The organism is Methylosinus sp. LW4 (assembly GCF_000379125.1).
GTDB lineage: Bacteria > Pseudomonadota > Alphaproteobacteria > Rhizobiales > Beijerinckiaceae > Methylosinus.
In genome coordinates this window covers 2,908,247-2,932,715 of sequence record NZ_KB900626.1, presented here as the reverse complement: position 1 = coordinate 2,932,715, position 24,469 = coordinate 2,908,247, and the positions used below count along the sequence as shown (strand labels likewise).

The following is a 24,469-nucleotide window of genomic DNA, read 5'->3' as shown; positions in this document are numbered from 1 at the left end:
TCGCCTCCCTCTCCCGCAAAGCGGGGGAGGGTGAGGGAGGGGGCGCGCTACAGCTTCGACAAAAACCCCGCGAAGCGCAGCGAGCCTTCCGGCCAAGGGCCGTGGCCGCTTTCCGCGTTGATATGCCCGGCCGCGCCGGCGTCGACCAGCTCCGCGCCTATGTCCTGCGCCAAGGCCCGCGAGAAATCCGCCTCCGCATAAGGATCGTCGGAGCTGGCGACGAGCAGCGCGGGAAAGCGCAGCCGCTCGCGCGGAATCGGCAGAAAGGCGGGGTCGATCGCGGTGAGCTCGTTGATCGCGCGCTCAGAGGGCGGCGCGACGAGAAAGCCGGCGGCGATCTTGTCGCTCCCCCGCGCGGCGACATGCAGCGCCGCTATGCCGCCGAGCGAATGCGTGACCAGCACCACGGGGCGCGTCGCCGCGGCGATCTCGCGTTCTATGCTCTCGATCCATTCGGGAAATCGCGGCGCGTCGAAATCCGCCTGCGCCACGCAGCGCGCGGTGGAGAGCTTCTTCGCCCAGCGCGTCTGCCAATGCTCGAGGCCGGAGCCGCCGAGCCCCGGCAGGATCAGAATGTCGGCGTCCGCAGCGCGCATGTTCGTCGCTCCTGTTCCATTGCTCTAGGACACCGTCATCGCGAGGAGCGAAGCGACGAAGCGATCCAGGGGCCGCCTCACGGCTTCTGGATTGCTTCGCTTCGCTCGCAATGACGGCCGCGAGAAAGCGGCCGCCTAAGCGGCCTTCGTCAATTCCCCGGCGAGCGCCTTAGTGATGAGGCCGCGCGTCTCTTCGACGCCGAACAGCGCGACGAAGGAGCCGAAGCGCGGGCCGCGGCTCTCGCCGAGCAGAACCTCATAGAGCATGTTGAAGAAGTCGTTCGACACGCCCGGCCGCTCCGGCGTCGCGCCCTTGGCCTTCAAATCCTGATAGCGCGGCACGGCGCGCGCGACATCATAGAGCGCGGTCTGAATATCCTCGGCGCTGGCGTCCTTCGGCAGCGACGCCAGCGTCTGCGAAAGAGTCGTCAGCACATCGCGCTCCACATCGTCGGCGGCGCGATATTTTTTCGCGGGCCGCACGAAGTCGCGAAAGTAAGCGACCGCATAGCCGACGAGCTTGTCGAGGCGCGGATGATTCTGCGGCGACACATTCGGCGCATAGCGGCGCAGAAAGCCCCAGAGGACGGACGGGTCTTCCGCATTGGCGACGGTCGCCAGATTGAGCAGCATGGAGAAGGAGATCGCCGTCCCCTTGGCGTCGCCGTCATGGGCGAGCGTCTCCGGCTCCGGCGGCGCGCCGAAGTGGATGTGCCAAGCCGGATTGCCGAGCCGCTCCTTCCACGCCTGCCGCTGATAGGCCTCGAGGAAGGAGAGGTAATCGTCGACATTGCGCGGAATGACGTCGAAATAGAGCTTCTTCGCCGCGCTCGGCTTTTGAAACATGAATTGCGCGAGGCTCTCGGGGCTGGCGTAGGTCAGCCACTCCTCGATGGTGAGGCCATTGCCCTTGGACTTCGATATCTTCTGGCCCCTCTCGTCGAGGAAGAGCTCGTAATTGAAGCCCTCTGGCGGCCGTCCGCCGAGCGCGCGCACGATGGCGGAGGACAGCTTCACCGAATCGATGAGGTCCTTGCCGGCCATTTCGTAATCGACGGAGAGCGCATACCAGCGCATCGCCCAATCCGGCTTCCATTGCAGCTTGCAGTGTCCGCTGGTGACGGGCGTGACGAAGGCGTCGCCGCTCTCGGGATCGCGCCAGGAGACGGTCCCCGCCGCCGCGTCGATGGAATCGAGCGGAACCTGCATGACGATTCCCGTAACGGGGTGAATCGGCAGGAAGGGAGAATAGGTCGCCGCCCGCTCCTCGCGGAACGTCGGCAGCATGATCTTCATCACCTCCTCATAGCGCGCCAGCATATGCAGCAGCGCGGCGTCGAAACGGCCGGAGGTGTAATAGTCCGTCGAGGAGGCGAATTCGTAAGTGAAGCCGAAAGCGTCGAGAAAGGCGCGCAGGCGGGCGTTGTTGTGCGCGCCGAAGCTCTCATGCGTGCCGAACGGGTCCGGCACCTTGGTCAGCGGCTTGCCGAGATGGGCGCGGACCAGCTCCTTATTGGGGATATTGTCGGGCACTTTGCGCAGCCCGTCCATATCGTCCGAGAAGGCGAGCAGGCGCGTCTCGATCTTTCCTTCGGTCAGCACCTCGAAGGCGTGGCGCACCATGGACGTGCGCGCCACCTCGCCGAAAGTGCCGATATGCGGCAGGCCCGAGGGGCCATAGCCGGTCTCGAACAGCACTCTGGTCTGGCCGGTCTCTGCCACGCGTTTGACGAGCTTGCGCGCCTCTTCGAACGGCCAAGCCGGCGAGACGCGGGCGGCTTCGAGAAGATCGGCGGGCAAGGGCTCGGACGTGGGCATGATGCGGCTTTTGTTGCGGTTGCGAAGAGGGGCGCACACTATGGGCGCCGGGCGGAGGCGTCAACGCGGTGGAGGGACGAGGCTTCGATCGGCATCGCAGCCCTCGTGCTTCGAGACGGCCGCTGCGCGGCCTCCTCAGCATGAGGGCTGCTTATTGTCGCCGCAAGGCGAAACCGTCAGTCCCCGCCCTCTCTCACCCCCAGCTCATACCCCACCCACAGCGCGACCGCGGCGAGCGCGAGATCGGTGAGCGCCACGGGCCAATAGGGCATCACCTCGGCGACGCGCGGCTGCAGCCAGTGCATGGCGCCCGCCACCAGCGCGACGAAGGGCGGGAGTCCGGCCAGCAGCAGCGGCGCCGGCCGGCCGAGCGCGCGGAAGCGCTTGGCCGAGAGATTCACGAAGCTCACGGCGATCAGCAGAATCGCCAGCGCATAGAAGGTGAGATAGGCGTAGGCGGCCACCGTCTGCCAAACGAAGAACGGGTCCTTCGCAAGGTCGTGATCCGTATAGGGGAAGAGCGCCAGCCAGAGTAGCGTCAGCGGGACGAGGACCGCCAGAAGGCCAGCCGCGCCGCAACGCCAACCGGCGCGGTCGAGGCTTCCCTCCTCCGTGCGATAGAGGAAGCTCAGGCGCTCGCGCGAGGGCAGCTCCATCAGTCCCTCAGCAGCTCGTTGATCGCCGTCTTGCCGCGCGTCTGCGCGTCGACGGTCTTCACAATGACGGCGCAATAGAGCGACGGCCCGGCCGAGCCGTCCGGCAGCGGCTTGCCCGGCAGATTGCCCGACACCACGACCGAATAGGGCGGCACATAGCCGATGTGAATCTGGCCGGTGGCGCGGTCGATCACCTTGGTCGAGGCGCCGATGAAGACGCCCATGGAAATCACCGAGCCCTGGCCGACGACGACGCCCTCGACGATCTCCGAGCGCGCGCCGATGAAGCAGTCGTCCTCGATGATGGTGGGGCCGGCCTGCAGCGGCTCCAGCACGCCGCCAATGCCGACGCCGCCGGAAAGATGCACATTCTTGCCGATCTGCGCGCAGGATCCGACGGTGGCCCAGGTGTCGACCATCGTGCCGGCGTCCACATGGGCGCCCAGATTGACGAAGGAGGGCATCAGGATCACGCCCGGCGCCACGAAGGCCGAGTGCCGCACGATCGCGCCCGGCACGGAGCGAAAGCCCGCGGCCTTATGCTCGGCCGCGCCCCAGCCGGCGAATTTCGAGGGAACCTTGTCCCACCAGCTCGCGCCGCCCGGCCCGCCCTCGATCACGCTCATATCATTGAGGCGGAAGGAGAGGAGAACCGCCTTCTTCAGCCATTGATTGACCTTCCAGGAGCCGGGGCCGGTCGCGCCCTCGATCTTCTCGGCGACGCGCAGCTTGCCGGCGTCGAGCAGACGCAGCGCGCTCTCGACCGCGTGGCGAATGTCGCCCTGCGTGGAGGCGTCGATATTGGCCCTGTCTTCGAAGGCGGTGGTGATGAGATTCTCGAGACCAGTGTGCGGCATGAAATCGTCCAGCTCCGAGAGGTCGCGGGCAGGCGGCCCGCAGAAAGGGTCAGGGCTATAGGCGGCAAGGCCGCGGCCCTGTCAATCGCGGAAATAGGGGCCGATCGCCGCGCCGGCGGCGGGACGTCTTTCCCGCGCGTCGCGCATTCTTTCCCGCAGCCGGGGCGGCGTCTCGGGGGTAGGCTCGCCCGCCGTCGCCGCAGAAGCGACGCAGAGCGAGGGAGCCTTCATCATGTCCTCGGCCCGAGCGAGACGCCTTTTGGCCGTCGTCCTCCTGAGTCTCGCGCCGCTGGCGGCCGCGGCGGCGGATCGGAGCCGCGCCGATATAGAGCAGCTGATCGCGGCCTCCGCCGGAAAGCCGGCGGCGCTCACCGATCTCGACCTCTCCGGCCTCGATCTCTCGGGGCTGGACCTGCGGCGCGCCGATCTCTTCGCCACGCGGCTCGCCGGGGCGAAGCTCGTCGGTGCAAGGCTCGGCGAGGCCAATCTCACCCGCGCCGATCTGCGCGAGGCCGATCTCTCGGGCGCCGATCTTTCCGGCGCGATCCTCTATGCCGCCATTCTCGACGAGGCGGATTTTTCCGGCGCCGATCTGACGCGCGCCCGCATCATCGGCGGCGGCCGCGGCGCGCGTTTCGTGAAGGCGAAGCTGATCGAAGCCGATCTCGGCGCCGATCCCGCCAATCAGGGCATGGTCCCGGTGCGCGCCGATCTCACCGCCGCGATCTTCGACGGCGCCGATCTGACCGGCGCCAATCTCACCCATGCGGTGCTGGCCTCGGCGCGCTTCGCCGGCGCGAGCCTGCGCAATGCGCGGCTCGATCACGCCAAGCTCGGCGACGCCGATCTCTCCGGCGCCGATGTCGCCGGCGCGAGCTTCCACGGCGCCGATCTCGACAGCGCGCGCCTGCCGGCGGCCCCTATTTTGGAGCGAGGGCGCTGAGCTGCGCTTCGAGCGCGGCGAGGCGGTCGATGTCGAGTCCGGCGGCCGGAGCGCTGTCCCTCAGCCGGGCGACGAGCGTCGCGGCGAGGACGCAAAGCGCCGTTTTCGTCTCCTCCGATTGGGCGTCGATGATTTCAGCGACGGCGATTTGCATTCCGATCGAACGCGGCCGCGGCTCCAGCTCGGCGATCTCCCTCTTGGCGAAAGCGGAAATGCCAGACTTCAGGGCGTCATAGCCGTCGATGACGGCTGCGCCCGCCGCGCCTTTGGCTGCCGCCTCCGCCGCGAGGCCGAACGTTCCCACCACGACGGCGCCAATCGAATCGACCATGGCTCGCTCCCCAAACCATCGAAAAGGCTTCGAGGCGGCTTCAATTCGTCGAAGCGCGCCTCGCTGGCCGATTACGCAAATGACGTTCCATGTCGGTGGGCTCGGTCGGCCCCGCGGGGTTAGCCCTCCGCCAGCCCGCGGCGCTCCTCATGGCCGGGCGTCAGGCGTCGCCAGCACGGTGGTCATGCGCGGCTCGATCGCGCCAAGCTCGGCGACGCCGATCGCGCCGGCGCTCTGCGCTCGCCGAATTTGCGCTTCAGCCGCCGCCAGCCGATCACGATTCCGGTGACGCTGAGCGCGAAGCCCGCGCCATTGAGCGCAAGCATGAAGACATCCCACAAAGGCCGCGCGGCGAGCAGCGCGGGCGCATCCCAGCTGTGCAGAAAGGCGAACAGCCAGCGGCTCGCGCGGCGGCCAGAGTCCAGCTTGCCGAGCACGGCGCCCGTATGCGGATCGATATGCGCCCAGGTTCCAGCGGCGTCGTCGAATTCCAAGCGCAGCACGGGAAGCCGCTTGTCGACGTCGCCATGCATGGTGTGCGGCGCGCGCGCGAAATAATAGAAATCGTAATTTTCCATCACCGTCGCCGCCGTGACCTTGGCGCCGGGGACGAGCCGCGCGCCGAGGCGCTTCAATTCCTCGAGCGGCAGCGTGAAGGTGGGCGCGGCGTCGGCCTCGGCGCGCAAGATTCGCGTCGCGCCGCCGGCGCCGAAGCCGACATAATAGCCGGCGCCGTCGATGACGCGCAGCTCGAGCTCGCGCGCCGCGAATCCATCATCGGCGAATTTCGTCAGCGCTTGCGCGACCGACAGATGGAAGCGCTCGGGCGCGAGCGCGCCGCCGTAATAGGCTTTGGCGTCGAAGGCCGATCTGGTCTCGAAGATTTTCCACGGGTTCATCGACATCAGGCCGCTGAAGACGAAAGTGATCGCCGTCGCGCCGCCGATGAGGCCGACGATATGGTGCCATTTCATCATGCCTTCGCGATAGGGCGTGCGCGCGCCGGTCCTATAGGGCGCGCGAAAACGCCAGCGCATGACGCCGACGACGAGGCCGGTGATGGCGAGCACGGTTCCGACGAGCGAGGAATAGACGATGATATCGTGCCAATAGGCGTCGAGCCAGCCGCCGCGGAACGGGTATAGCCAATGGATCCAGGCGCCGGCCCAGTTCCACAGGCGCTCCGTCCGCGTCGCGTCGCGGACCACTTCGCCGGTGACGGAAGAGACATAGAGCAGCGTCGAATCCGCATCGGACATATAGACGCGATGCAGCGGGCGCAGACCGTCGAGACCTTTGGAATGCGTCCATTGGTCTTCGTCGACGATTCCGTCATAGCTCGCCTCGCCGCCGAGGAAGGCGCGCGCGGCGGCGATGGCGTTCTCTTCTGAAACGCTGGTCACGCGCGCGCCGTCGCTGGCGCGCGCCGCCGTGAATTGCGGGCCGCTGTCCTTCGCGCGGCGCTCGAAGATGAAAGTCGGCGCGCCGGCGATGCTGGTGAGGCGGACGGATTGCGGCGCGCCGCCCTCTCCCGCAGCGGCGAAAGCGCGGGAGAGATCGATGCAGCAGCGCGCCGCATCGAGCGGCGGCAGCGCCGCCAGCCGCTCGGACGGCAGCAGCTTCGGATAGCCGACATACATCATGACGACGCCGGAGAAGAACCACATGGCCATGAAGAGACAGGCCGTGATCCCGAGCCAGCGATGAGTGAGATAGAGATATCTCTTCATGTCCGCCTCCTCAGAAGGTCATCTTCAGCGACAATTCGACCGTGCGCGGCTGGCCGAGCCGCAGCAGCGGTCCCGAGCCGCCCGTCGCCCATTCGACATAAGCGGCGTCGGTCATGTTCTTCAGCATGGCGGTCAGTTTCGCATTGGGCGTTATGCGCCAGGAGAGGCCGGCGTCGAAAGTCGTATAGGCCGGTATGCGCATGGTGTTGGCGTTGTCCGCGAAACGATCGCCGACGAAGCGCGCCGCGAAGGTCGCCTGCCAATCGGGCAGGAAATCCCAGGTGATCCAGCCATTGGCGATCCAGCGCGCCATATTGGTCGGCCGATTGCCGGCGCGCGACACGCGCAGAGTCGTTCCGGCGATCGTCGCCGCCTCCTCGAAGCTCTCGAATTTCGGATTGATCCAGGCCGCATTGCCCTGCACGCTGAGATTATCCAGCACCTGCACGCCGATATTGGCCTCTATGCCGTTCGACGCTTGCTTGCCGACATTGATGACATTGTTGGGGTTGGCCGGATCGGAAGTGGTGACATTGTTGCGCTCGATGAAATAGCCGGCGAGCGTCGCGGAGCCTCTGCCTTCCCAGAAATCGAGCTTCGTTCCCGCCTCGATCTGCCAGCCGGTGGTGAGATCGAAATTGCGCAAATTGCCGGCGCTGTTGGTGAGCAGAATGCCGGACGGCGGATCGGCCGCCGTGCTGTAGGAGACATAGACATTGGCCTCCTTGGTCACGTCGTACATCAGCGCGGCGCGCCAGGTGATCGGCTCATATCCTTTGCCGAAATAGGCGGGATCGCCGAAGGGGTTGGAGGCGCTCGGCGCGGTGGGAATGCGGTAATTGAAGCGCTCGAGGCTGATCTTCTCCCAGCGCAGGCCGGTGACGAGATGCAATTGCTCTGTCAGCGACAGACGATTTTCGGCGAAGAGCGCCAGCGTGTAGAGCTTGCTGCGCGCGCCGCCCACATAGCTCGTGGCGCTCGGATTGTCCTGATAGAGCTTATAGGCCTGATAGCCATAGGGCTCGACAGTATCGACGGTCAGTCCCGATTCGAGGCTCGGATTGCGCGTCTGCTCATTCAGCGAATAATCGACGCCGGCGATCGTCTTCGATTTGAAGCCCAGAATCACCGTCTCGTTCGTCGCCTCCAGCCGGTCGCCGATCAGGCTCTGAATATGGCGCGTCGCCAGCGACGAGCTGCGGTCGAGCAGCGTGTTCGTCGCATTGTAGCGATAGGATTCGACGTCCTGATATTGGCGATCGGCGCGATAGAGATAGAAAGTGTTTTTGAAGCTCGTCTCCTCGTCGAGCTTGTATTCCGTTATGTCGCGCGTCCACAGCACCTGCTGGTCGAAGACCGGCTTCAGGCTGTTGTAGTTTTTGAAGCGCACGCCGGGATCGAATTTGAGATCGAGAACCGGCAGGCCGAAGGTTCCCCAGGGAATCGTTCCCGTTCCGCCGAGCGGACGCGGAACCGGCGTGCCCCAATAGGCGTCGCGCTGCTCGCTCTGAAACTCCACGGCGACCGTGTTGGAGAGGCCGGGCGCGATATCGGTGAGCCAGGAAATGGAGCCGGCGCCGGAATTATGGTTGGAATCCTCGACCCAGCCTTGCGAGCCTTTGTGGCTGATGTCGAATTGCAGCCAATTATTCTCGTCGAGCTGCTTGTTGAAGCCATAGGAGGCGCGGCGATTGAACCACATGCCGCCCATCAGCAGCGCCTCATTGCGCTCCTCGCCGCGCGTGGCGACCTTGCTGACGTAATTCACCGCGCCGCCGACGGCGCCCTGGCCGTAGAGATAGGAGGAGGCGCCGCCGAGAAGCTCGATGCGGTCGTAGAGCCAGCTGTCGACCGGACGCCCGGCGATGGCGTCATATTGCACGGTGATGCCGTTGAACATCTGCGTCACCGACGACGTGCCGAAGCCGCGCAGGCTGATCGAGCCGGCCGAGCCCGGCGGGTCGGAGGCGATGACGCCCGGCATGCGCTGAATGACCTCCTGCGTCGTCTGCGCGCCGCGCGCCTCTATGGTCGCGCGATCGACGATAGAGACGGAGGAGGGGGTTTCGCGCGGCGTCAGGCCGAGGCGGCTGCCGGTTTGCGAGGCGACATCGAGCTGCAGCTTGCCATTCGGCGGCTGCAGCTTTCCGCGTGAGGGGCCGGCGACGGGGCGATGCTCGCCAGCGATGTCGATAGCGGGAAGGGCTTCCTGCGCGAGGGCGGGAGAGAAGACGACGAAAGTCAGCGCGCCGGCGGATGCGCCGCGCATGAGGGCGTTGCGAGACATGTGAAATTGCTCCTGGCGCGACGCCACGCGGGCGCGCGCGATTCCGATGGAAAGATGCGGCGAGAGAGCCGCGATTCGTTTCGGATCAGGAGAAGGAGGGCGGCGCGCGCGACGACCAGGTGCTGGCCCAGCCGGGCGGCGTCATGGGCTCGGCCGCGTCGGCGCTGCGTGGCGCGAGGCGCGAATCTGGTTCCGGCGGCGAGATTGCCGTCACGCGCCAGAGCGCCGCGAGGGTCAGCGCGACGCCGCGTGCGCCGAGCGTGCAGAATATGCAGCGCTCGCAGGAGGAATGGTCGCTCAGCGGATTTTCGGCGCCGTTCTGGCCAGCGCAGAGCTCGCTCGCATGCGCTTCGCTCCAGCCGGCGGCGTCGCTCGTTCGCTCGGCGAGACTCGGCCCCGCCGCGACGATGAAGCCTTGCAGCATGAGCAGACAGGCGAGCGCGCGCGCGATCACGCTCGCCCTCAAACGCCGATGTGCCCCCGCTCGCATCATTGCCGCATTTGAAGATAGCGTGCGCTATACAGTCAAGTCAGCGCTGCAAAGAATGCCGCTCCGTTGCGAAAATGTGACAGTTTCTGAATGGGATGGGGAATGGCTTGACGGCGCGGCGTTCCAATCCTATGTTTCTACATTGTAGATACTTTGGGGGTCATGATGCGAGCGATCGTCAAGAAATGGGGCAACTCCGCGGCGGTGCGCATACCCTCGGCCGTCATGGAGCAGGCGCGCCTCGAGATCGACCAGACTGTCGAGGTGCGCGTCGAAGGCGGCAGCGTGGTTATCGAACCGCTCGCGGCGCCTGAATTCTCTCTCGATGATCTTCTCGCAGGTGTGACGCCTGAAAACCTGCATGAGGAGGAGAGCTTCGGGCCGCCTGTCGGGCGCGAGGCGTTCTAATGGCGGCCTATACGCCCGAGCGTGGCGACATAGTATGGCTGAGCTTCGATCCGCAGGCCGGCCATGAGCAAGCGGGGCATCGTCCCGCGCTCGTGCTGAGCCCGAAAGCCTATAACGCCAAAACCGGGCTGATGATCTGCTGTCCGATGACGACGAAGATCAAGGGCTATCCCTTCGAGGTCGCGATCACGGGATCGACGCCATCGGCGGTCCTCGTCGATCAGGTGAAGAGCCTCGACTGGCGCGCGCGCAAGGCGAAGAAGAAGGGCGCGGCGTCGGCGAGCGAGCTGGCGCTGGCGACGGCGAAGATCAGGCCGCTATTGGGTTTGTGACGTCGCCGTCAGCCCTTCCAAAAAACCTGCGAGATCATTGGTGGTGAAATCCACATAAGGCTCGCGGCCATGGGCGATCTCCCAGGATTCGCGCTTTTCTTCATGGCCGGCTTCAGGCGTCACCAGCACAGTGGTCATGCCGCGCGCATGCGGGAAAATCAGATTGCGCGCTATGTCCTCGAAGAGGGCGGAGCGTTTCGGCTCCACGCCATGACGATCGAAGAAGCGCTCATAGGCCTTCTCATGCGGCTTGGCGACGAAATCGGCCGCGACGATGTCGAACACATCCTCGAAAATATGATCGATGGCGAGCTGCTTCGCCGTGTCCAGCGCATGCTCGCGCGAGCCATTGGTGAGGATGAGCTTGCGGCCCGGCAGCGCCGCGATCGCTGCCGCCAGCGAATGATTGGGCAGAAGCGACGAGCGATCGACGTCATGGACGAATTTCAAGAAAGCGTCGGCGTCGACGCCATGCTCGGTCATCAGCCCGCGCAGGGTCGTGCCATATTGCTTGTAATAATGCTTCTGCAGCGCGCGCGACGACATGCCGTCGAGGCCAAACAGACGGATCATGAACAAAGTGATCCGATGGTCGATCTTCGGCCAGAGATCCGATGAGGCCGGATAGAGCGTGTTGTCGAGATCGAAGACCCATGTGTCGACATGGGCGAAGCGATTGGCGATGGTCAGCAGGCGCGGCTCGTCGGCGGGCTCCGTCATCGCGCGCGCCGCCTCGTCATCGCGAGCGGAGCGACGCGATCCAGAGCCGTGAGGCGGCTCCTGGATTGCTTTGTCGCTGCGCTCCTCGGAATGATCAATCCGTTACCTCGTTATCAGCGTGCCGGCGCCGTGATCGGTCAATAGCTCGATCAGCACCGCATGGGGCAGCTTGCCGTCGAGGATCACGACGCCTTCGACGCCGCGCTCGATCGCATACATGCAGGTCTCGACCTTGGGGATCATGCCGCCGGTGATGGTGCCGTCGGCGACGAGGCCGGGGATATCCTCCACCTTCAGCTCCTTGATGAGCTGCTTGTTCTTGTCCAGCACGCCGGGAACGTCGGTGAGGAACAAGAGGCGCTTGGCGCCGAGCGCGCCGGCGATGGCGCCCGCGAAAGTGTCGGCGTTGATGTTATAGGTCTCGCCGTCGAGGCCCTGCGCGACGGGCGCGAGCACGGGAATCAGCTCGCGGCCGAGCACCTGGTCCAGCACTGTTGTGTCGACCTTGGCCACCTCGCCGACGAAGCCGAGATCGATCGCCTTGCCGTCCTCGTGATTGGGGCGCGAGAGCTTTTCGGCCGTCACCATGCGGCCGTCCTTGCCGCACAGGCCGATGGCGCGGCCGCCCTCGGAATTGATGAAGCCGACGATCTGCTTGTTGATATAGCCGGCGAGCACCATCTCGACGATTTCCATCGTCGCCTTGTCGGTGATGCGCAGCCCATCGGCGAATTCGGATTTTATGCCGAGCTTGCCCAGCATGGCGCCGATCTGCGGGCCGCCGCCATGCACGACGACCGGATTCACGCCGGATTGCTCGAGCAGCACCATGTCGCGGGAGAAGTCGCGCGCGACCTTGTCGTCGCCCATGGCGTGGCCGCCATATTTCACCACGACTGTCGCCTCGTCATAGCGCAGCATATGCGGCAGCGCCTGCATCAGAATACGGGCTTGCTGGAGCGCGCTGTCGGCCGAATCCTCGGTCATGGGTCCGCCTGTGGTGAGAGAACACGCCAATCGAGCGAATGACCGACGCCCCACCTCCCCCTCGAGGGGGGAGGTCGAGCGCCGAAGGCGCTCGGGAGGGGGTGATCCCCGAGTCTCGGGCTTGCACCCCACCCCGTCCGGCTTCGCCGGCCGACCCTCCCCCTGTGAGGGGAGGGTGGGCGCCGCGACGCTTCATTCGAACGAGGTGGTTAGAACCGACGAGGCTGCAATATTCAAGCGTTTCGTTCGGCCAGCAGCCGCGCGATTCCGGCGCGCAGCTCGGCGACGCCATCGCCGGTGCGGGAGGAGGTGACGGCGAGGCGCGGGAAGGCGGCCGGGCGCTTGGCCAGCGCGGCCTCCACCGCGGCGACGGCGCTCTCGCGCTCGGAGGCCTTCAGCTCGTCGTGCTTCGTCAGCACGATCTGATAGGAGACGGCGGCGCGGTCGAGCAGATCGAACATCTGCTCGTCGAGATCCTTCACGCCGCGGCGGCTGTCGATGAGCACGAAGACGCGCGCCAGCGAGGCGCGGCCGCGCAGAAACTCCTCCATCAGCCGCGTCCAATTGGCGATCTTCTCCTTGCCGACGGCGGCGTAGCCATAGCCGGGCATGTCGACGAGGCGCAGCGGCTCCGCGCCCGGAGCGGCGCCGAGCGCAAAAAAGTTGAGCTGCTGCGTGCGGCCCGGCGTGTTGGAGACGCGCGCCAGCGCCTTGCGGCCAGTGAGGGCGTTGAGCAGGGAGGATTTGCCGACATTGGAGCGGCCGGCGAAGGCGATCTCCGGCGGCCCGATCGGCGGCAGATCGCCGGATTTCGCGCTGGCGAATATGAAATCGCACGGGCCGGCGAAGAGCAGCCGGCCCGGTTCCGTGAAATCCTCGTCGCGGACTTCGGTCAAGGCGCGATCAGGCGGGTTTCTTGAGGAAGGCGAAGGTCTTCTTCAAATTGTCCCACAGCTCGAACTTCACGCCCGCGCGCTTCATGATGACCCATTGCTGCGCGACCGAGAGCACATTGTTCCAGGTCCAATAGATCACGAGGCCGGAGGCGAAGCCGCCCATCGAGAAGGTGAAGATCACCGGCATCCAGCCGAAGGCGATCTTCTGCACCTCGTCGGTCGGCTCCGGGTTCATCTTCATCTGCACCCACATGGAGACGCCCATGACGAGCGGCCACACGCCGAGCCACAGAAACGAGCCGAACACGGGAATCTGCGTCGGGTCGAAGGGGATGAGGCCGAAGAGGTTGAAGATGTTGGTCGGGTCCGGCGCCGAGAGGTCCTTGATCCAGCCATAGAAGGGCGCATGGCGCATCTCGATGGTGATGACCAGCACCTTGTAGAGCGAGAAGAACACGGGAATCTGCAGCAGGGCGGGCAGGCAGCCGCCGGCCGGATTGACCTTCTCGCGGCGGAACAATTCCATCTGCTCGCGGCTCAAGGTCTGCTTGTCGTCGCCGTATTTCGCCTTCAGCTCCGCGATCTTGGGCTGAATCGCCTTCATCTTGGCCACGGCCAGATAGCTCTTGTTGGCGAGCGGCAGGAAGGCGATCTTGACGAGCACGGTGACGGCCAGAATGGCGAGGCCGAAATTGCCGAGCACATGGAACAGGCCGTCGATGATGCGGAACATCGGCCGGGTGAGGAAGTAGAACCAGCCCCAATCGATGAGCCGGTCGAACAGCTTGATGCCCTGGCCTTCATAGGCGTCGAGCGTGTCGACGACCTTGGCGCCGGCGAAGACGCGCGAGGCCACGGAGCCGGAGGCGCCCGGCGCGATGGTCAGCGGCGCCTCGACCGTGTCGGCCTGATAGGCCTTGGTCGTTCCGGCGCCCGAAGCCGAGAAGCGCGCCACCAGCGAGCGGTCCTGCTGCGGCACCAGAACGGCGGCCCAATATTTCTCGGTGAAGCCGAGCCAGCCGCCGGTCGCCTCGAAAGATTTGGTGGCGTGCGGCTCCTTCTCGACCTTCTCGAACTTCAGCTCCTGCAGGCCCGCCTCGCCGAGCACGCCGACGAAGCCCTCGTGCAGAGCGGCGTAGCCGGCGCTCTGCAGCGCGCCGATGCGCGAGACGCGCAGATAGGGATAGAGGGTGACGGAGCCCTGGCCGTGATTCTCGACGCTGTCGGTCACGGAGAACATATATTGGTCGTCGACCGCGATCTTGCGCTTGAAGACGAGACCCTGGCCATTGTCGAAGGTGAGCGTCAAAGGCTGGCCGACGGAGAGCTGATCGTGATCGGCGCTCCACAGCGATTCGCTGCTCGGCAGGGCGGGCGGCGCCTGATCCTTGTCGGAGGCGAGGAAGCCGGATTCGGCGTAATAGGGCTGCGGCGCGCCCTCGGGCGAGAGCAGCACGATGATCGGGCTCTTGGGATCGACGGTCTCGTGATAATTTTTCAGCGAGACGTCGTCGATGCGGCCGCCCTTCAGCGAGATCGAGCCGGAGATGGAGGGCGTGTCGATGGCGATGCGCTTGCTCTCGGCGAGCGCGGCCTCGCGCGTCTTCGCTACGGGCTTGGCGGCGGCGACGCTCTGCTGCGGCTGCGCCTGGCGCGCGACGGGCGCAGCCTTGTCCGCAGAATGGGCGGCCGGCTTTTGCGGCGCGCCGGGCTTCTGCTGCTGCGCGAGCTGCGCCTCTTTCTGCTCCCGATCGAGCTTGGGAAAGGCGTAGAAATAGTCCCAGCCGCCGATCACCAGCATCGACAGGCCGGCCGCTATGAGGACATTCTTGGTGTATTCGTTCATGACGCCTGCGGCCTGTCTTTGGAGTTGCGCCGGTTCCGGCTCTTTTCGCCCGGCCTGAGCTTCGCCAGCCCGTCCACGATCTGCGCCGTCAATTCGGAAAAGGGCGCCGTCAACGCGTCGGGCCGAGCGACGAAGACATAATCATAGCCCGGCAGACCGGAAGCGCCGCAGAGCCGCAGCGCCTCCTTGAGGCGGCGCCGAATGCGATTGCGGCCGACGGAGCCGGCGATCTTCTTGGTCACGGTGAAGCCGAAGCGCGGCGCGTCCGTGTCGCCGCCCTCCCGCGCCGCCGCCTGCAGCTTGAAGGCGCGCGCGCCGCGGCTCAGCCCGCTCGCGGCGGCGCGCAGAAACTCGCGCCGCTTGCGCAGGCGTCGCGGCTCGGTCTTCCGCGTTTCGTCTGGAATGTTCTCGCTCACGCCTCCCGTCCTCCCTGGCCGAGAAGCCGGCGAAAATCAGGCGGACAGGCGCTTGCGTCCGCGGGCGCGGCGCGCCGCGAGGACATTGCGGCCGCCGACGGTCGCCATGCGGGCGCGAAAGCCGTGACGGCGCTTGCGCACAATTTTGCTGGGTTGATAAGTTCTCTTCACCTTGGGTCTCCGCTCGCTCAGGTCGCCGATCGAAGAGCCGTCATCGCCTCGCGCCGACCGCTCGTCATCGGCTGGCCGCCGCCACGGCCCTCGATCTCATTTTGGTCTCGTCGGGCGCTTTTTTTCGCCCCTGCGGCCGTCTCGTTCCGCCTTTTTCACGGGCGCGCAAGCCCCCGCACGAAACACGTCTCAGCGACGCCGCGCCGGCATATAGGAGAAAGCCCGCGCATAAGTCAATCGCGAGCGCGGCGCGGCGGCGGCGCCCCGCAGCCTCGCGGCGGGGCTTTCGCGAAGCTTTCGCCGCGGCCTTTGCGTAGCCGCGGGCCGCTTCGCAGCCGGGCGGACGGCTTGTATAAACAAGAAGGCCGATCGATTCGTCCCCCTCGAGAGACGCTGTTCTGGCTCGCGATGGCCCTTAGCCGTCGACGATTAAGGTTTTGGTTGGCCGCCGGGCCGAAGGTCAGGGTTTGTTAACCATTACCGCTTAGCGTTTCGACAAATAGATAGAGATCTTGGCGGGCGGCCGACGAAGCTCGGCGCATCGTCGACGCTCGGGCGACGCGACGACGTCCGGGGAAGATTGGTGGAGCTGGGTGGGGACCGAAAATGCGCGTTTTACTGATAGAGGATGACAGCGCGACCGCTCAAAGCATCGAGCTCATGCTCAAATCCGAGAATTTCAACGTCTATGCGACAGATCTCGGCGAGGAAGGCATAGATCTCGGAAAGCTCTACGATTACGACATCATCCTGCTCGATTTGAATCTGCCCGACATGTCCGGCTACGAGGTGCTGCGCACCTTGCGGGTGGCCAAGGTCAAGACGCCGATTCTGATCTTGTCCGGCCTCGCCGGCATAGAGGACAAGGTGAAGGGTCTGGGCTTCGGCGCTGACGATTATCTGACGAAGCCCTTCCATAAGGACGAGCTGGTGGCGCGCATTCACGCCATCGTGCGCCGCTCCAAGGGCCATGCCCAATCGGTCATCACGACCGGCGATCTCGTCGTCAATCTGGATCAGAAGACGGTGGAGGTCTCCGGCGCCCGCGTGCATCTGACCGGCAAGGAATATCAGATGCTCGAGCTGCTCTCGCTGCGCAAGGGCACGACGCTCACCAAGGAGATGTTCCTCAATCATCTCTATGGCGGCATGGACGAGCCGGAGCTCAAGATCATCGACGTCTTCATCTGCAAGCTGCGCAAGAAGCTCGCCAACGCCAGCGACGGCCGCAACTACATAGAGACGGTGTGGGGCCGCGGCTATGTGCTGCGCGAGCCGAGTGAGGCCGACGAGCGCATCACCGCCTGACAGCCATACGGCGACGACGGCCGCAAGTCGAAAAGGGGCTCCCTCGTGGAGCCCCTTCGCGCGTTCAGAGGGGGAGGCGAGCCGCGCTCAGGCGCCGATGACGGCGCGAGACGGCGGCGACGAGGGGCGCGGCAGCAGCAGCCAGGCGGCGTCGCTCGCCGGGGCGAGGCCGCCGATGCGCTCGCCGATCGTCTCGGCCGCGCCGAGGACCAGACAGCCGTCGTCGGCGAGACTGTCGCGCAGGCGCCCGAGCACGCGGCTTTTCACCGCAGGCTCGAAATAAATGAGCACATTGCGGCAAAAGACGATGTCGAAGGGCGCGTCGCCAGAGAAATCGTCGAGCAGATTGAGCTTGCGGAAGGCGATATTCGCCCGCAGCGCGTCGCGAATGCGCCAGAGGCCGTCCTTCTGGTCGAAATGGGCCAGCAGCCGGCCGATCGAAAGGCCGCGCTGCGCCTCGAACTGGCTATAGACGCCGCGCCGCGCCGTCGTCAGCGCGGTCTCCGAGACATCCGTGGCCAGAATCTCGACGCTCCAGCCGGCGAGCGCCTCGCGCATTTCGGTGAGCGCCACGGCTATGGAATAGGGCTCCTGGCCCGTGGAGCAGGCGGCCGACCAGATGCGCAGGCGCCGCGTCTCGGCGCGCCGCGCCATCAGCTCCGGCAGCCAATCGCGCTTCAGCCGCTGAAAGGGGACGCGGTCGCGGAAGAAGGAGGTCTCATTATTGGTCATCGCGTCGACGACGCGCTGCAGCAGCGCCTCGTCCGCGCGCCGCTCGATGAGGCGCATGAGCTCGGAGAGGTCGCGGCAGCCCTGCGCGCGCATGATCGGCTCCAGCCGGCTCTGCGCGATATAGAGCTTGTCGGGGCCGAGAGAGACGCCGACGAGCGAGCCGATGAGACGGCGCAGCCGCTCGAAGGCGAGGCTCATCGCGCGCCCTCCGCCCGAGGCGGCGCGCCCGGCCGAAAACGGCGAGGCTCCGCACATTTCCGCATGTCGCCGTCGCTCTCCTCGAGAGAGCGCTCCTCATGTCCCGTCGCGGCGCGCCCGCTCAGATGACGCCGACGTCCTCGAGCTTGGCGCGCACCACATGCTGGTCGAAGGGCTTCATTATATATTCGTCGGCGCCCGCATCCATCGCCTGGGCGATATAGCTCGCCTCATTCTCCGTGGTGCAGAACACCACTTTCGGCGCGCCGCCGCCCGGCATCTTGCGCAGCGCGCGCAGGAACTCGACGCCGTCCATCTCCGGCATGTTCCAGTCCAGCAATATGGCGTCCGGCATGGATTGCTCGCAGGCGACCAGCGCCTTGCGGCCGTTCTCCGCCTCCACGGTGGAGAATTGCATCCCTTCGAGAATGCGGCGCGCGACCTTGCGGATGACCGCGGAATCGTCGACGACCAGAATCTGCTTCATATGTCTACTCCTCGGGATGCGTCTCTCGCATGGCCGTCGCGGCCGCCGGTCTCGGTCGCTCTCGACAGGCGCCGGACCAGCGCGGCTATGTCGAGTATGGGGAGAAAATCGTCGTCGAGCCGGTAGCAGGCGTTGGTGGCGTCGACGAATTGCTGGCCGACATGGGTCGGGCAGAGAATGCGGTCGTCCTCCTCGCAGGTGACGACGTCGCCGGTCTCGTCGATGAGCAGAGCATAGCGCTCGCCATTGTGCTCGATGCAGACGGCGAGATTGGAATCGGAGCGGTCGCCCTCGTCGATGTCGAGGCAGCGGTCCAGCCGCAGCGCGGTCACGATGCGGCCGCGCAGATTGGCGAGGCCGGCGATCTCGCGCGGGGCCAGCGGCACCGGCGTCACCTGATCGATGTGGAAGATCGTCTTCACGCATTCCACCGGCAGGCCGAAGGTCTGGCCGCGCACCTTTATCGTAAAGTTGCGCGACTGCTCCTTGGGCGCGTCGCTCTGCCGGCGGCGCCCGCTCGCGTCGCGTTGCGTCTGGGTCATGCGGCGAGCTCCGACATGATGCGCAATTCGAGATCGCGCGGCGCGGTGTCCGCCTTGTCGAGCAGCCGGCCGACGCATTCGATGAGCGCGCGCCGATCGAACTTGCCGGCGACGGCGGCGATGCCGCAGGCCTCGGCCGCCGCGAGCACGCTGGGCGCCGCCTGGGCCGCGAGCGCCACCACCGGCAGATCGGCGAGGCCGGGCAGCGCATGCAGCGCGCGGGCGAAATTATAGCCGTCCATCTCCGGCATGTCGGTGTCCGTCACCACCGCCTCGACCGACAGGCCCTTGCGCAGGAAGGAGAGGGCCTCCGGCGCCGAGGCGGCGGTGGTCACGTCATAGCCGGCCGAGCCGAGTATGGGCGCCAGCATGTCGCGGAAGAAGGCCTTGTCGTCGACCAGCAGAATGCGATGCCGCTTGTTGACGCCGCGCGCCACGGCGGCCGGGCAGGCGATGCGCATGAAATAGGTGGCGTCCAAAAATTCGACGACCTCGCCGCCGAGCTGGATGGAGCCGAGAATATGCGCCGAATCGCTCTCTCGCTGCAGGTCGAGAATCTCGTCGGTGACGTCGATGATCTCCTCGGTGAGCAGGCCCATGGACTGGCCCGCTCCCGACAGCACGAGAATGGGATAGGCGTCGCGGTCGAGCGACATGTCCGAGGTCGCCGGAATGATCGGCAGCAGGCTGTCGCGATAGGCCATGACGAAGGCGCCGTCCGAGGCGATCAGCCGCTCGCGCGGCACATCCTCTATGCGCAGCACCAGCGACAGAGGCAGCGCTTTCAGCGGGCCGGGGCCGGCCTTGACGAGGATGATGCGCGTCTTCTCCGCGCGCGGGACGAAGACTTCCGGCGTCGTCGCTTCGGCCGGGCGCTCGGCCAGCCGCTGCAGCCCGGCGTGATCGAGCAGCGCCGCGGGATCGAGAATGAGCACCACCGAGCCGTCGCCGAGAATCGTCTGGCCGGAGAAGACGCCGAGCCGCGCCAGCGCGCTCACCAGCGGCTCGATGACGATCTCCTGCACATCGGCGATCGTCTCCACCAGCAGGCCGAAGCGCGCGCTGCCGACGCGCAGCACGACGACGAAGCCGTCGCGCGTCTCCTCCTGCGCCGGGCGGCCGAGGCCGAGCGTCGCCGCGAGATCGACCAGCGGAAGCACGTCATTGCGCAGGCGCAGCACCGGCGCGTCATGGATATATTGGATCGCATGTTCGAAGCCGCGGCCGACGCCGACGAGCTCGACGACCGTCATTTGCGGAATGGCGAAGCGCGCGCCATTGCTGGTGAGAATCAGCGCCGGCGTGATGGCGAGCGTCAGCGGAATGCGCAGCGTGACGCAGGCTCCGCGGCCATAGCGCGAGGTCAGCGAGACGGAGCCGCCGATCGACTGAATATTCTCGCGCACCACATCCATGCCGACGCCGCGGCCGGAGACCTTGGTGACGCCATCGGCGGTCGAGAAGCCGGGCATGAAGACCAGCTCGAACAGCTCGGCGTCGCCGAGCTTGGTGATATCGGCTTCCGAGACGAGGCCGAGCGCCAAGGCTTTGGAATGGATGCGCGCGGCGTCGAGCCCGCGGCCGTCGTCGGCGATGTCGATGATGATCTGGCCGGCGTCATAGGCGGCGCGCACGGAGATGACGCCCGTCTCGCTCTTGCCGATGCGCGCGCGCTCGGCCGGCGATTCTATGCCATGGTCGGCGCAATTGCGGATGATGTGCGTGAGCGGCGCGCGGATCAGCTCGATCACCTGCCGGTCCAGCTCCGTATCCGAGCCTTCCGTCGTGACGACGATCTTCTTGCCGAGATCGAAGGCGAGATCGCGCACCAGACGCGGCAGCGTCGAGAACAGCCGTCCCACCGGCTGCATGCGCGCGCTCATCACCGCATCCTGCAGATCGCTGGTGATGTTGGAGAGCGTCTGCACCGTGCTGCTCATGGCCTCGTCGCCGCCCGCCCAGGCGCTCGACAATTCGAGCAGGCGATTGCGGGTGGAGACGAGCTCGGAGACGATGCCCATCAGCCGATCGAGCACATTGACCGAGACGCGCACCGTCTCGCCGATATGGGCGACGCTGGCCGCATGGGCCTCGCCGGGCGTCGCGGCGGCGCGGGAGGCCGGCGTTTCCGTCTGCGCGGCGGCGCTCGTCTCCGCGGCGTCCTTGGGCTCCTCCTCGCCGAGGCGGGCGCGGCGCGTCGCCTGCTCCAGGGCGGCGACCAGCTCGTCGTCGTCGCCCGCCGGCTCCTCCTCGGAGCGGCCCATTTCGGCGAGAATATCCTTCAGCCGGTCCACTGCGGCGAAGATCAGCGTGACATGCGCGGCGCTCATCGGCGCGCCGTCCCGCAAGGCGCCGATGAGCGCCTCGGTCGAATGGGTCAGCCGGCCGACGCGCGGCAGCTTCAAGAAGCCGCTGGTGCCTTTGATCGTGTGCACATGGCGAAAGAGGCTGGCGATGAGCGCCTGATCGCCGGGGTCCTTCTCGAGACAGACGAGCTCCATCGTCGCCGCATCTATGTGCTCGGCGGTCTCGACGAGGAAATCGTTGAGAAGCTCATCCATGGCGTCGTTCGTCTCAGGCCGCGCGAGCGGCGTCGACGCCATTCTTGACGCATTCTGGTTAAGAGAACTGAAATCCCCGCGCTCGAGCTCGTCAGGCCTCGAGCGCCGCCTTGGTCTCGGTCTCTTCTTCCGCCTGCGCGGCGGCCGGGCGGGCGGTGATGGTGACATGCTCCGGCTGCGCGGAGATCACGACGTCGAGCCCGCTCGCCTGGGCGACGAGGCCGGCGTAATAGGCCTGAATGGCGCGCGCGTCGACGACGCCCTCTTCCGGCTCGCCGGCCAGCAGGGCGGGGATCGCCGCGGCGATGCGGGCGTTCACGCCTTTGGCTTCCAGCGTGAAGGAAATCTCGTCGCGCTCGCCGCTGGAGGCGACGGAAATGACGCCGCCGCGCGGAATCGCCGCATCGGCGATCAGGCACAGATTGAGCAGCAGCTTCACCTTGTTCTTCGACATCAGCACGCGCGGCACGCTCCATTCGAGCTTGGTGCGCTCGTCGGCGAGCAGCTGGCGGGTCACATGCTCGGCGTCGCCGGTGTCGATCTCGGCGCCCTTGGAGCCGGCGGCGCCGAAGGCGAGGCGGCAGAACTGCAGCCGGGCGGAGGCTTCCGCCGCGCTGGATTTGATGAGCGCCAGCGCATGGCCGCGCATCTCGGCGTCCTTCTCCTCCTCCAGCACCTCCAGCCCGTTGACGATGGCGCCGACGGGCGAGATCACGTCATGGCAGACGCGGGAGGAGAGAAGCGCGGCGAGATCGAGGGCGTCGAGCGCGAATTTGGTCATGGGGCCATCCGAAGGAGCCGCCGGATCGCCATGGGTCGGCGCCGGCCAGAGCGGGAACGCGGCGAAAACGAATCACCCGCGCCCCTTTTCCCCATTGGTAGCCGCGCCGCGCCCGCTTGCAAAGCGTCGCTGTCGGGGCCGGCCGGCGCACGGCCAGCCCCGCGCGAGCCTCAGAAAGTCGCCTTGGCGCCGAGGAAGAAGCTGCGTCCCGCCTCTGGATAGCCGTCGGTGAAGGTGTAGGCGGTGTCGAACATGTTGCGCACGCCACCTTCGAGCTTCATGTTCGGGCAGAGCTGATATTCCGCCGTGAAATTGACCAGGAAATTGGCGCCGGTCCGGTAATAGATCGTCCCTGCCGTGTTCGAGGTCCAGCGATTGCTGTTCATCTCGACATTGGGCGTCAGCGTCAGCCCTTCGAGCGGCCGCCAGCCGGCGTAGAGGAACATCTTGCCGTCCGGCACGCCTGTCGGCTGGAAGTTGAGAATGTACGGCGCATAGACCGAGCGGCGCATCAGCGTCAGATTGCCGCCCAGCGACAGCTCGTCGGAGGCGCGATAATCGACCGTGACCTCCCCGCCCCAGAAGCTGCCGTCGCCGACATTCTGGCTCTGGGTGACGCCCGCGCCATAGGCGGGAACCGGAACGGATTGGATCAGATTGCGGACGATGGAGTGGAAGGCGTCCAATTGAATGCGGCTGCCCGGCGCGAACTCGCTGGCCCAGCCGATGTCGAAATTGATCGCGCGCTCCGGCGTCAGGCCGGGGTTGGAGGTGGCGCCGCCGAAGCGCGAGCTGAAACGCTCGAAGATCGTCGGGAAGCGCTCGCGGTCGGAGACGTTGAAATAGACCTTATTGGTGTCGCTGTAGCGCCAGATGGCCGCGCCCTGGAAATTGGGGGCCTGCGTGTCCTTCAGCCGATAGCCGATGACGCCCGTGTTGAAGACGAAATCCTCCGCCTTGCGCAGATGGCGCCAGTCATAGGCGAAGCCGCCGACGAGATCGATGTCCTTGGTCGGATGATAAGTGTTCTCGACGGCGATCGAATAAGTGTCTTCCTGCGTGTAGACGATCGGCTGGGTGAAGCAGATGACGTTTATCACGCAGCCGGCCGAATTATTGGCGACATTCAGGCCGTAATATTCCTGCCAGGTGGCGTGCTCGTCGAAGCGATAGTGGCCGGCGATCTTCAGCGTGTCGAGCTCGCCGAAATCATGCCCGGCCTCCACATCGGCGCCGAGCGCATAGTCCTGGTAATAGCTGCGGAAGGCCTTGGCCGAGGACTGATAGGCCTGGAACGGGTCGTTGTAGGAGAAGAGGTCGTTGTCGAACTTGCTCCAATAGGCCTTGGTCTTCACATAGGACGAATCGCCGATCTTGGTGTTGGACAGGAAGTAGAGATTCTGCACGCGCCAATAGGGCCAGCGCCAATATTTCTGGCTGTTCAGCCCGTCGGTCGTGTGATAGGGCGCGCCCTTCTTGCCGTCCTGGCGGATGAAGCTCAGCGAATATTCGTCGGTGTCGTTGGGCGTGTAGCCGGCCTTGGCGTTCAGGCTCCAATCATAGGTTCCCGAATTGCCGCGGAAGCCGTCGCCCTGATTATTGGTCGGCGTATAGCTCGCCGGCAGCATCCAGCCGCGCAGATCGCGCCATGAGCCGCTGAGCTGCAGATAATAATTGTCCTGCTTCGTGCCGAGCAGCGCATAGGTCTTTATGCCCTCATAGCTGCCGTCGCGGCCGAACTCGAGGCCGGTGCGCACCTCGCCTTCTATCTCCTTCGTGGGCTTGCGGGAGACGAGATTGATCTGGCCGCCCATGCCGCCCGGGCCGTCCAGCACCGAGACATAGCCCTTGGCGATCTGCACCTCGGCGACGTCCGGCGTCATGAAGCGCGCGAAATCGAGCCGATTGTCGGCCGGCAGATAGACGCGCACGCCGTCGATGGTGAGCGGCACCTGCCAGCGGTCGAAGCCGCGCACATAGATGTTCTGCTCATTGCGCGTGCCGCCGGTGCTGTTGCTGACGACGCCAGCGGCGAGATTGACGGCGCGATCGAGCGAATCGCGCTGGAAGGTCTCGTTCTGACGGTTGCTGATGGTCACGCCGCCATAGGAATCGGTCTTCTGCAGTGGCGCCGGACCATCGTCCTTCTTCTTGTCGGAAGGCGCTGTCCTATGCTCGGCGCCGACGTGAATCTCGCCGAGATCGAAAGGTTGCGGCTGCTCGCCGGCGAGCGCCGCACCTGCGATGAGCGCGACGACGCTGGCGGCGCCAAAGGGCGCGAGTTTGCTGAGTTTCATCGTTCTTCCCCCGATTGTCCCATCGTCCCGCCGCCCCCTCCCGTGTCCGCCCCCGCTTCGCGGGAGAGGGGCAGATTCC

The 24,469-nt window shown here is 65.8% G+C and carries 25 protein-coding genes; 4 read left to right on the top strand and 21 right to left on the bottom strand.

Translation table 11 applies throughout. From position 1 onward, the window contains the following. Window positions 1-47: 47 nt before the first annotated feature. The 5 genes from METLW4_RS0114660 to METLW4_RS27825 all read right to left on the bottom strand — a co-directional run bounded on the left by METLW4_RS0114660 (window position 48) and on the right by METLW4_RS27825 (window position 4,161). Window positions 48-596 carry an RBBP9/YdeN family alpha/beta hydrolase gene (locus METLW4_RS0114660; RefSeq protein ID WP_018266976.1) on the bottom strand — a complete coding sequence of 183 codons (549 nt, stop codon included), beginning with the start codon at window positions 594-596 and terminating at the stop codon, window positions 48-50. A gap of 135 nt (window positions 597-731) precedes the next feature. Then, window positions 732-2,414: a lysine--tRNA ligase gene (locus tag METLW4_RS0114655; protein ID WP_018266975.1), complete on the bottom strand. Its 1,683-nt coding sequence runs from the start codon at window positions 2,412-2,414 to the stop codon at window positions 732-734. Window positions 2,415-2,590: 176 nt separating this feature from the next. Then, window positions 2,591-3,070 carry a hypothetical protein gene (locus tag METLW4_RS0114650; protein ID WP_018266974.1) on the bottom strand — a complete coding sequence of 160 codons (480 nt, stop codon included), beginning with the start codon at window positions 3,068-3,070 and terminating at the stop codon, window positions 2,591-2,593. Then, entirely contained in the window at window positions 3,070-3,927 is an 858-nt protein-coding gene (gene dapD, locus METLW4_RS0114645; protein WP_018266973.1) for a 2,3,4,5-tetrahydropyridine-2,6-dicarboxylate N-succinyltransferase, read from the bottom strand. The genes METLW4_RS0114650 and dapD overlap by 1 nt, the downstream gene beginning before the upstream one ends. An 81-nt stretch (window positions 3,928-4,008) precedes the next feature. Beyond that, window positions 4,009-4,161, bottom strand: coding sequence for a hypothetical protein (locus tag METLW4_RS27825; RefSeq protein ID WP_018266972.1), 153 nt, complete (start codon window positions 4,159-4,161; stop codon window positions 4,009-4,011). Between the two features lie 25 nt (window positions 4,162-4,186). On the opposite strand from METLW4_RS27825, the gene METLW4_RS24940 reads away from it, so the two are divergent. Further along, window positions 4,187-4,870 (top strand): pentapeptide repeat-containing protein, encoded by a 684-nt coding sequence (locus METLW4_RS24940; protein ID WP_018266971.1) that lies wholly within the window; start codon window positions 4,187-4,189, stop codon window positions 4,868-4,870. Here the strand turns inward: METLW4_RS24940 and METLW4_RS0114630 are convergent. From METLW4_RS0114630 to METLW4_RS0114615, 4 genes are all read right to left on the bottom strand, one after another. Further along, window positions 4,848-5,201, bottom strand: coding sequence for a hypothetical protein (locus METLW4_RS0114630; RefSeq protein ID WP_018266970.1), 354 nt, complete (start codon window positions 5,199-5,201; stop codon window positions 4,848-4,850). The two genes, METLW4_RS24940 and METLW4_RS0114630, sit on opposite strands and share 23 nt — an antisense overlap. Before the next feature lie 182 nt (window positions 5,202-5,383). Further along, the gene (locus METLW4_RS0114625; RefSeq protein WP_018266969.1) at window positions 5,384-6,931 is read right to left on the bottom strand and encodes a PepSY domain-containing protein; all 1,548 of its coding nucleotides are present in this window, start codon (window positions 6,929-6,931) and stop codon (window positions 5,384-5,386) included. A 10-nt stretch (window positions 6,932-6,941) separates the two neighbouring features. Continuing rightward, window positions 6,942-9,218: a TonB-dependent receptor gene (locus METLW4_RS0114620; protein WP_157235144.1), complete on the bottom strand. Its 2,277-nt coding sequence runs from the start codon at window positions 9,216-9,218 to the stop codon at window positions 6,942-6,944. Window positions 9,219-9,303: 85 nt separating this feature from the next. Continuing rightward, a complete protein-coding gene (locus METLW4_RS0114615; protein WP_018266967.1) occupies window positions 9,304-9,672 on the bottom strand; it encodes a hypothetical protein in 369 nt (122 codons plus the stop codon). A 198-nt stretch (window positions 9,673-9,870) separates the two neighbouring features. On the opposite strand from METLW4_RS0114615, the gene METLW4_RS0114610 reads away from it, so the two are divergent. Then, on the top strand, window positions 9,871-10,116 hold the full coding sequence (locus METLW4_RS0114610; protein WP_018266966.1) for an AbrB/MazE/SpoVT family DNA-binding domain-containing protein: 246 nt from the start codon (window positions 9,871-9,873) through the stop codon (window positions 10,114-10,116). Further along, window positions 10,116-10,448 (top strand): endoribonuclease MazF, encoded by a 333-nt coding sequence (mazF, locus tag METLW4_RS0114605; protein WP_018266965.1) that lies wholly within the window; start codon window positions 10,116-10,118, stop codon window positions 10,446-10,448. Before METLW4_RS0114610 ends, mazF begins: the two co-directional genes overlap by 1 nt. Here the strand turns inward: mazF and METLW4_RS0114600 are convergent. From METLW4_RS0114600 to rpmH, 6 genes are all read right to left on the bottom strand, one after another. Continuing rightward, window positions 10,434-11,168, bottom strand: a complete 735-nt coding sequence (locus METLW4_RS0114600; protein WP_018266964.1) for a pyrimidine 5'-nucleotidase — start codon at window positions 11,166-11,168, stop codon at window positions 10,434-10,436. The two genes, mazF and METLW4_RS0114600, sit on opposite strands and share 15 nt — an antisense overlap. Window positions 11,169-11,270: 102 nt before the next feature. Next, window positions 11,271-12,155: an acetylglutamate kinase gene (argB, locus tag METLW4_RS0114595; protein ID WP_018266963.1), complete on the bottom strand. Its 885-nt coding sequence runs from the start codon at window positions 12,153-12,155 to the stop codon at window positions 11,271-11,273. 233 nt (window positions 12,156-12,388) lie between these two features. Continuing rightward, window positions 12,389-13,051 (bottom strand): ribosome biogenesis GTP-binding protein YihA/YsxC, encoded by a 663-nt coding sequence (gene yihA / locus METLW4_RS0114590; RefSeq protein WP_018266962.1) that lies wholly within the window; start codon window positions 13,049-13,051, stop codon window positions 12,389-12,391. Window positions 13,052-13,058: 7 nt separating this feature from the next. Beyond that, complete coding sequence (gene yidC, locus METLW4_RS0114585; RefSeq protein WP_018266961.1) at window positions 13,059-14,897, bottom strand: membrane protein insertase YidC; 1,839 nt, start codon at window positions 14,895-14,897, stop codon at window positions 13,059-13,061. After that, window positions 14,894-15,313, bottom strand: a complete 420-nt coding sequence (gene rnpA / locus METLW4_RS0114580; protein ID WP_018266960.1) for a ribonuclease P protein component — start codon at window positions 15,311-15,313, stop codon at window positions 14,894-14,896. The genes yidC and rnpA overlap by 4 nt, the downstream gene beginning before the upstream one ends. Before the next feature lie 36 nt (window positions 15,314-15,349). After that, window positions 15,350-15,484, bottom strand: coding sequence for a 50S ribosomal protein L34 (rpmH, locus tag METLW4_RS0114575; RefSeq protein ID WP_018266959.1), 135 nt, complete (start codon window positions 15,482-15,484; stop codon window positions 15,350-15,352). Window positions 15,485-16,090: 606 nt separating this feature from the next. Between rpmH and ctrA the strand changes: the two genes are divergently transcribed. Further along, the gene (gene ctrA / locus METLW4_RS0114570) at window positions 16,091-16,792 is read left to right on the top strand and encodes a response regulator transcription factor CtrA (protein WP_018266958.1); all 702 of its coding nucleotides are present in this window, start codon (window positions 16,091-16,093) and stop codon (window positions 16,790-16,792) included. 87 nt (window positions 16,793-16,879) lie between these two features. Here ctrA and METLW4_RS0114565 read toward each other — a convergent pair whose 3' ends face one another. The 6 genes from METLW4_RS0114565 to METLW4_RS0114540 all read right to left on the bottom strand — a co-directional run bounded on the left by METLW4_RS0114565 (window position 16,880) and on the right by METLW4_RS0114540 (window position 24,390). After that, window positions 16,880-17,722: a CheR family methyltransferase gene (locus tag METLW4_RS0114565; protein ID WP_026191524.1), complete on the bottom strand. Its 843-nt coding sequence runs from the start codon at window positions 17,720-17,722 to the stop codon at window positions 16,880-16,882. Between the two features lie 121 nt (window positions 17,723-17,843). After that, the gene (locus METLW4_RS0114560; RefSeq protein WP_018266956.1) at window positions 17,844-18,209 is read right to left on the bottom strand and encodes a response regulator; all 366 of its coding nucleotides are present in this window, start codon (window positions 18,207-18,209) and stop codon (window positions 17,844-17,846) included. Then, the gene (locus METLW4_RS0114555; protein WP_018266955.1) at window positions 18,206-18,751 is read right to left on the bottom strand and encodes a chemotaxis protein CheW; all 546 of its coding nucleotides are present in this window, start codon (window positions 18,749-18,751) and stop codon (window positions 18,206-18,208) included. Before METLW4_RS0114555 ends, METLW4_RS0114560 begins: the two co-directional genes overlap by 4 nt. Then, window positions 18,748-21,312, bottom strand: coding sequence for a hybrid sensor histidine kinase/response regulator (locus METLW4_RS0114550; RefSeq protein ID WP_026191523.1), 2,565 nt, complete (start codon window positions 21,310-21,312; stop codon window positions 18,748-18,750). The genes METLW4_RS0114555 and METLW4_RS0114550 overlap by 4 nt, the downstream gene beginning before the upstream one ends. A 91-nt stretch (window positions 21,313-21,403) precedes the next feature. Next, on the bottom strand, window positions 21,404-22,093 hold the full coding sequence (chpT, locus tag METLW4_RS0114545; protein WP_018266953.1) for a histidine phosphotransferase ChpT: 690 nt from the start codon (window positions 22,091-22,093) through the stop codon (window positions 21,404-21,406). Window positions 22,094-22,263: 170 nt separating this feature from the next. Continuing rightward, window positions 22,264-24,390: a TonB-dependent receptor gene (locus METLW4_RS0114540; RefSeq protein ID WP_018266952.1), complete on the bottom strand. Its 2,127-nt coding sequence runs from the start codon at window positions 24,388-24,390 to the stop codon at window positions 22,264-22,266. Between the last annotated feature and the right edge of the window lie 79 nt (window positions 24,391-24,469).

Bases quoted from the DNA above. Each gene is read 5' to 3' on its own strand.
- METLW4_RS0114660 (WP_018266976.1), bottom strand. From the start codon at position 596: ATGCGCGCTGCGGACGCCGACATTCTGATCCTGCCGGGGCTCGGCGGC.
- METLW4_RS0114655 (WP_018266975.1), bottom strand. From the start codon at position 2,414: ATGCCCACGTCCGAGCCCTTGCCCGCCGATCTTCTCGAAGCCGCCCGC.
- METLW4_RS0114650 (WP_018266974.1), bottom strand. From the start codon at position 3,070: ATGGAGCTGCCCTCGCGCGAGCGCCTGAGCTTCCTCTATCGCACGGAG.
- dapD (WP_018266973.1), bottom strand. From the start codon at position 3,927: ATGCCGCACACTGGTCTCGAGAATCTCATCACCACCGCCTTCGAAGAC.
- METLW4_RS27825 (WP_018266972.1), bottom strand. From the start codon at position 4,161: ATGATGAAGGCTCCCTCGCTCTGCGTCGCTTCTGCGGCGACGGCGGGC.
- METLW4_RS0114630 (WP_018266970.1), bottom strand. From the start codon at position 5,201: ATGGTCGATTCGATTGGCGCCGTCGTGGTGGGAACGTTCGGCCTCGCG.
- METLW4_RS0114625 (WP_018266969.1), bottom strand. From the start codon at position 6,931: ATGAAGAGATATCTCTATCTCACTCATCGCTGGCTCGGGATCACGGCC.
- METLW4_RS0114620 (WP_157235144.1), bottom strand. From the start codon at position 9,218: ATGTCTCGCAACGCCCTCATGCGCGGCGCATCCGCCGGCGCGCTGACT.
- METLW4_RS0114610 (WP_018266966.1), top strand. From the start codon at position 9,871: ATGATGCGAGCGATCGTCAAGAAATGGGGCAACTCCGCGGCGGTGCGC.
- mazF (WP_018266965.1), top strand. From the start codon at position 10,116: ATGGCGGCCTATACGCCCGAGCGTGGCGACATAGTATGGCTGAGCTTC.
- METLW4_RS0114600 (WP_018266964.1), bottom strand. From the start codon at position 11,168: ATGACGGAGCCCGCCGACGAGCCGCGCCTGCTGACCATCGCCAATCGC.
- argB (WP_018266963.1), bottom strand. From the start codon at position 12,155: ATGACCGAGGATTCGGCCGACAGCGCGCTCCAGCAAGCCCGTATTCTG.
- yidC (WP_018266961.1), bottom strand. From the start codon at position 14,897: ATGAACGAATACACCAAGAATGTCCTCATAGCGGCCGGCCTGTCGATG.
- ctrA (WP_018266958.1), top strand. From the start codon at position 16,091: ATGCGCGTTTTACTGATAGAGGATGACAGCGCGACCGCTCAAAGCATC.
- METLW4_RS0114565 (WP_026191524.1), bottom strand. From the start codon at position 17,722: ATGAGCCTCGCCTTCGAGCGGCTGCGCCGTCTCATCGGCTCGCTCGTC.
- METLW4_RS0114560 (WP_018266956.1), bottom strand. From the start codon at position 18,209: ATGAAGCAGATTCTGGTCGTCGACGATTCCGCGGTCATCCGCAAGGTC.
- METLW4_RS0114555 (WP_018266955.1), bottom strand. From the start codon at position 18,751: ATGACCCAGACGCAACGCGACGCGAGCGGGCGCCGCCGGCAGAGCGAC.
- METLW4_RS0114550 (WP_026191523.1), bottom strand. From the start codon at position 21,312: ATGGATGAGCTTCTCAACGATTTCCTCGTCGAGACCGCCGAGCACATA.
- chpT (WP_018266953.1), bottom strand. From the start codon at position 22,093: ATGACCAAATTCGCGCTCGACGCCCTCGATCTCGCCGCGCTTCTCTCC.
- METLW4_RS0114540 (WP_018266952.1), bottom strand. From the start codon at position 24,390: ATGAAACTCAGCAAACTCGCGCCCTTTGGCGCCGCCAGCGTCGTCGCG.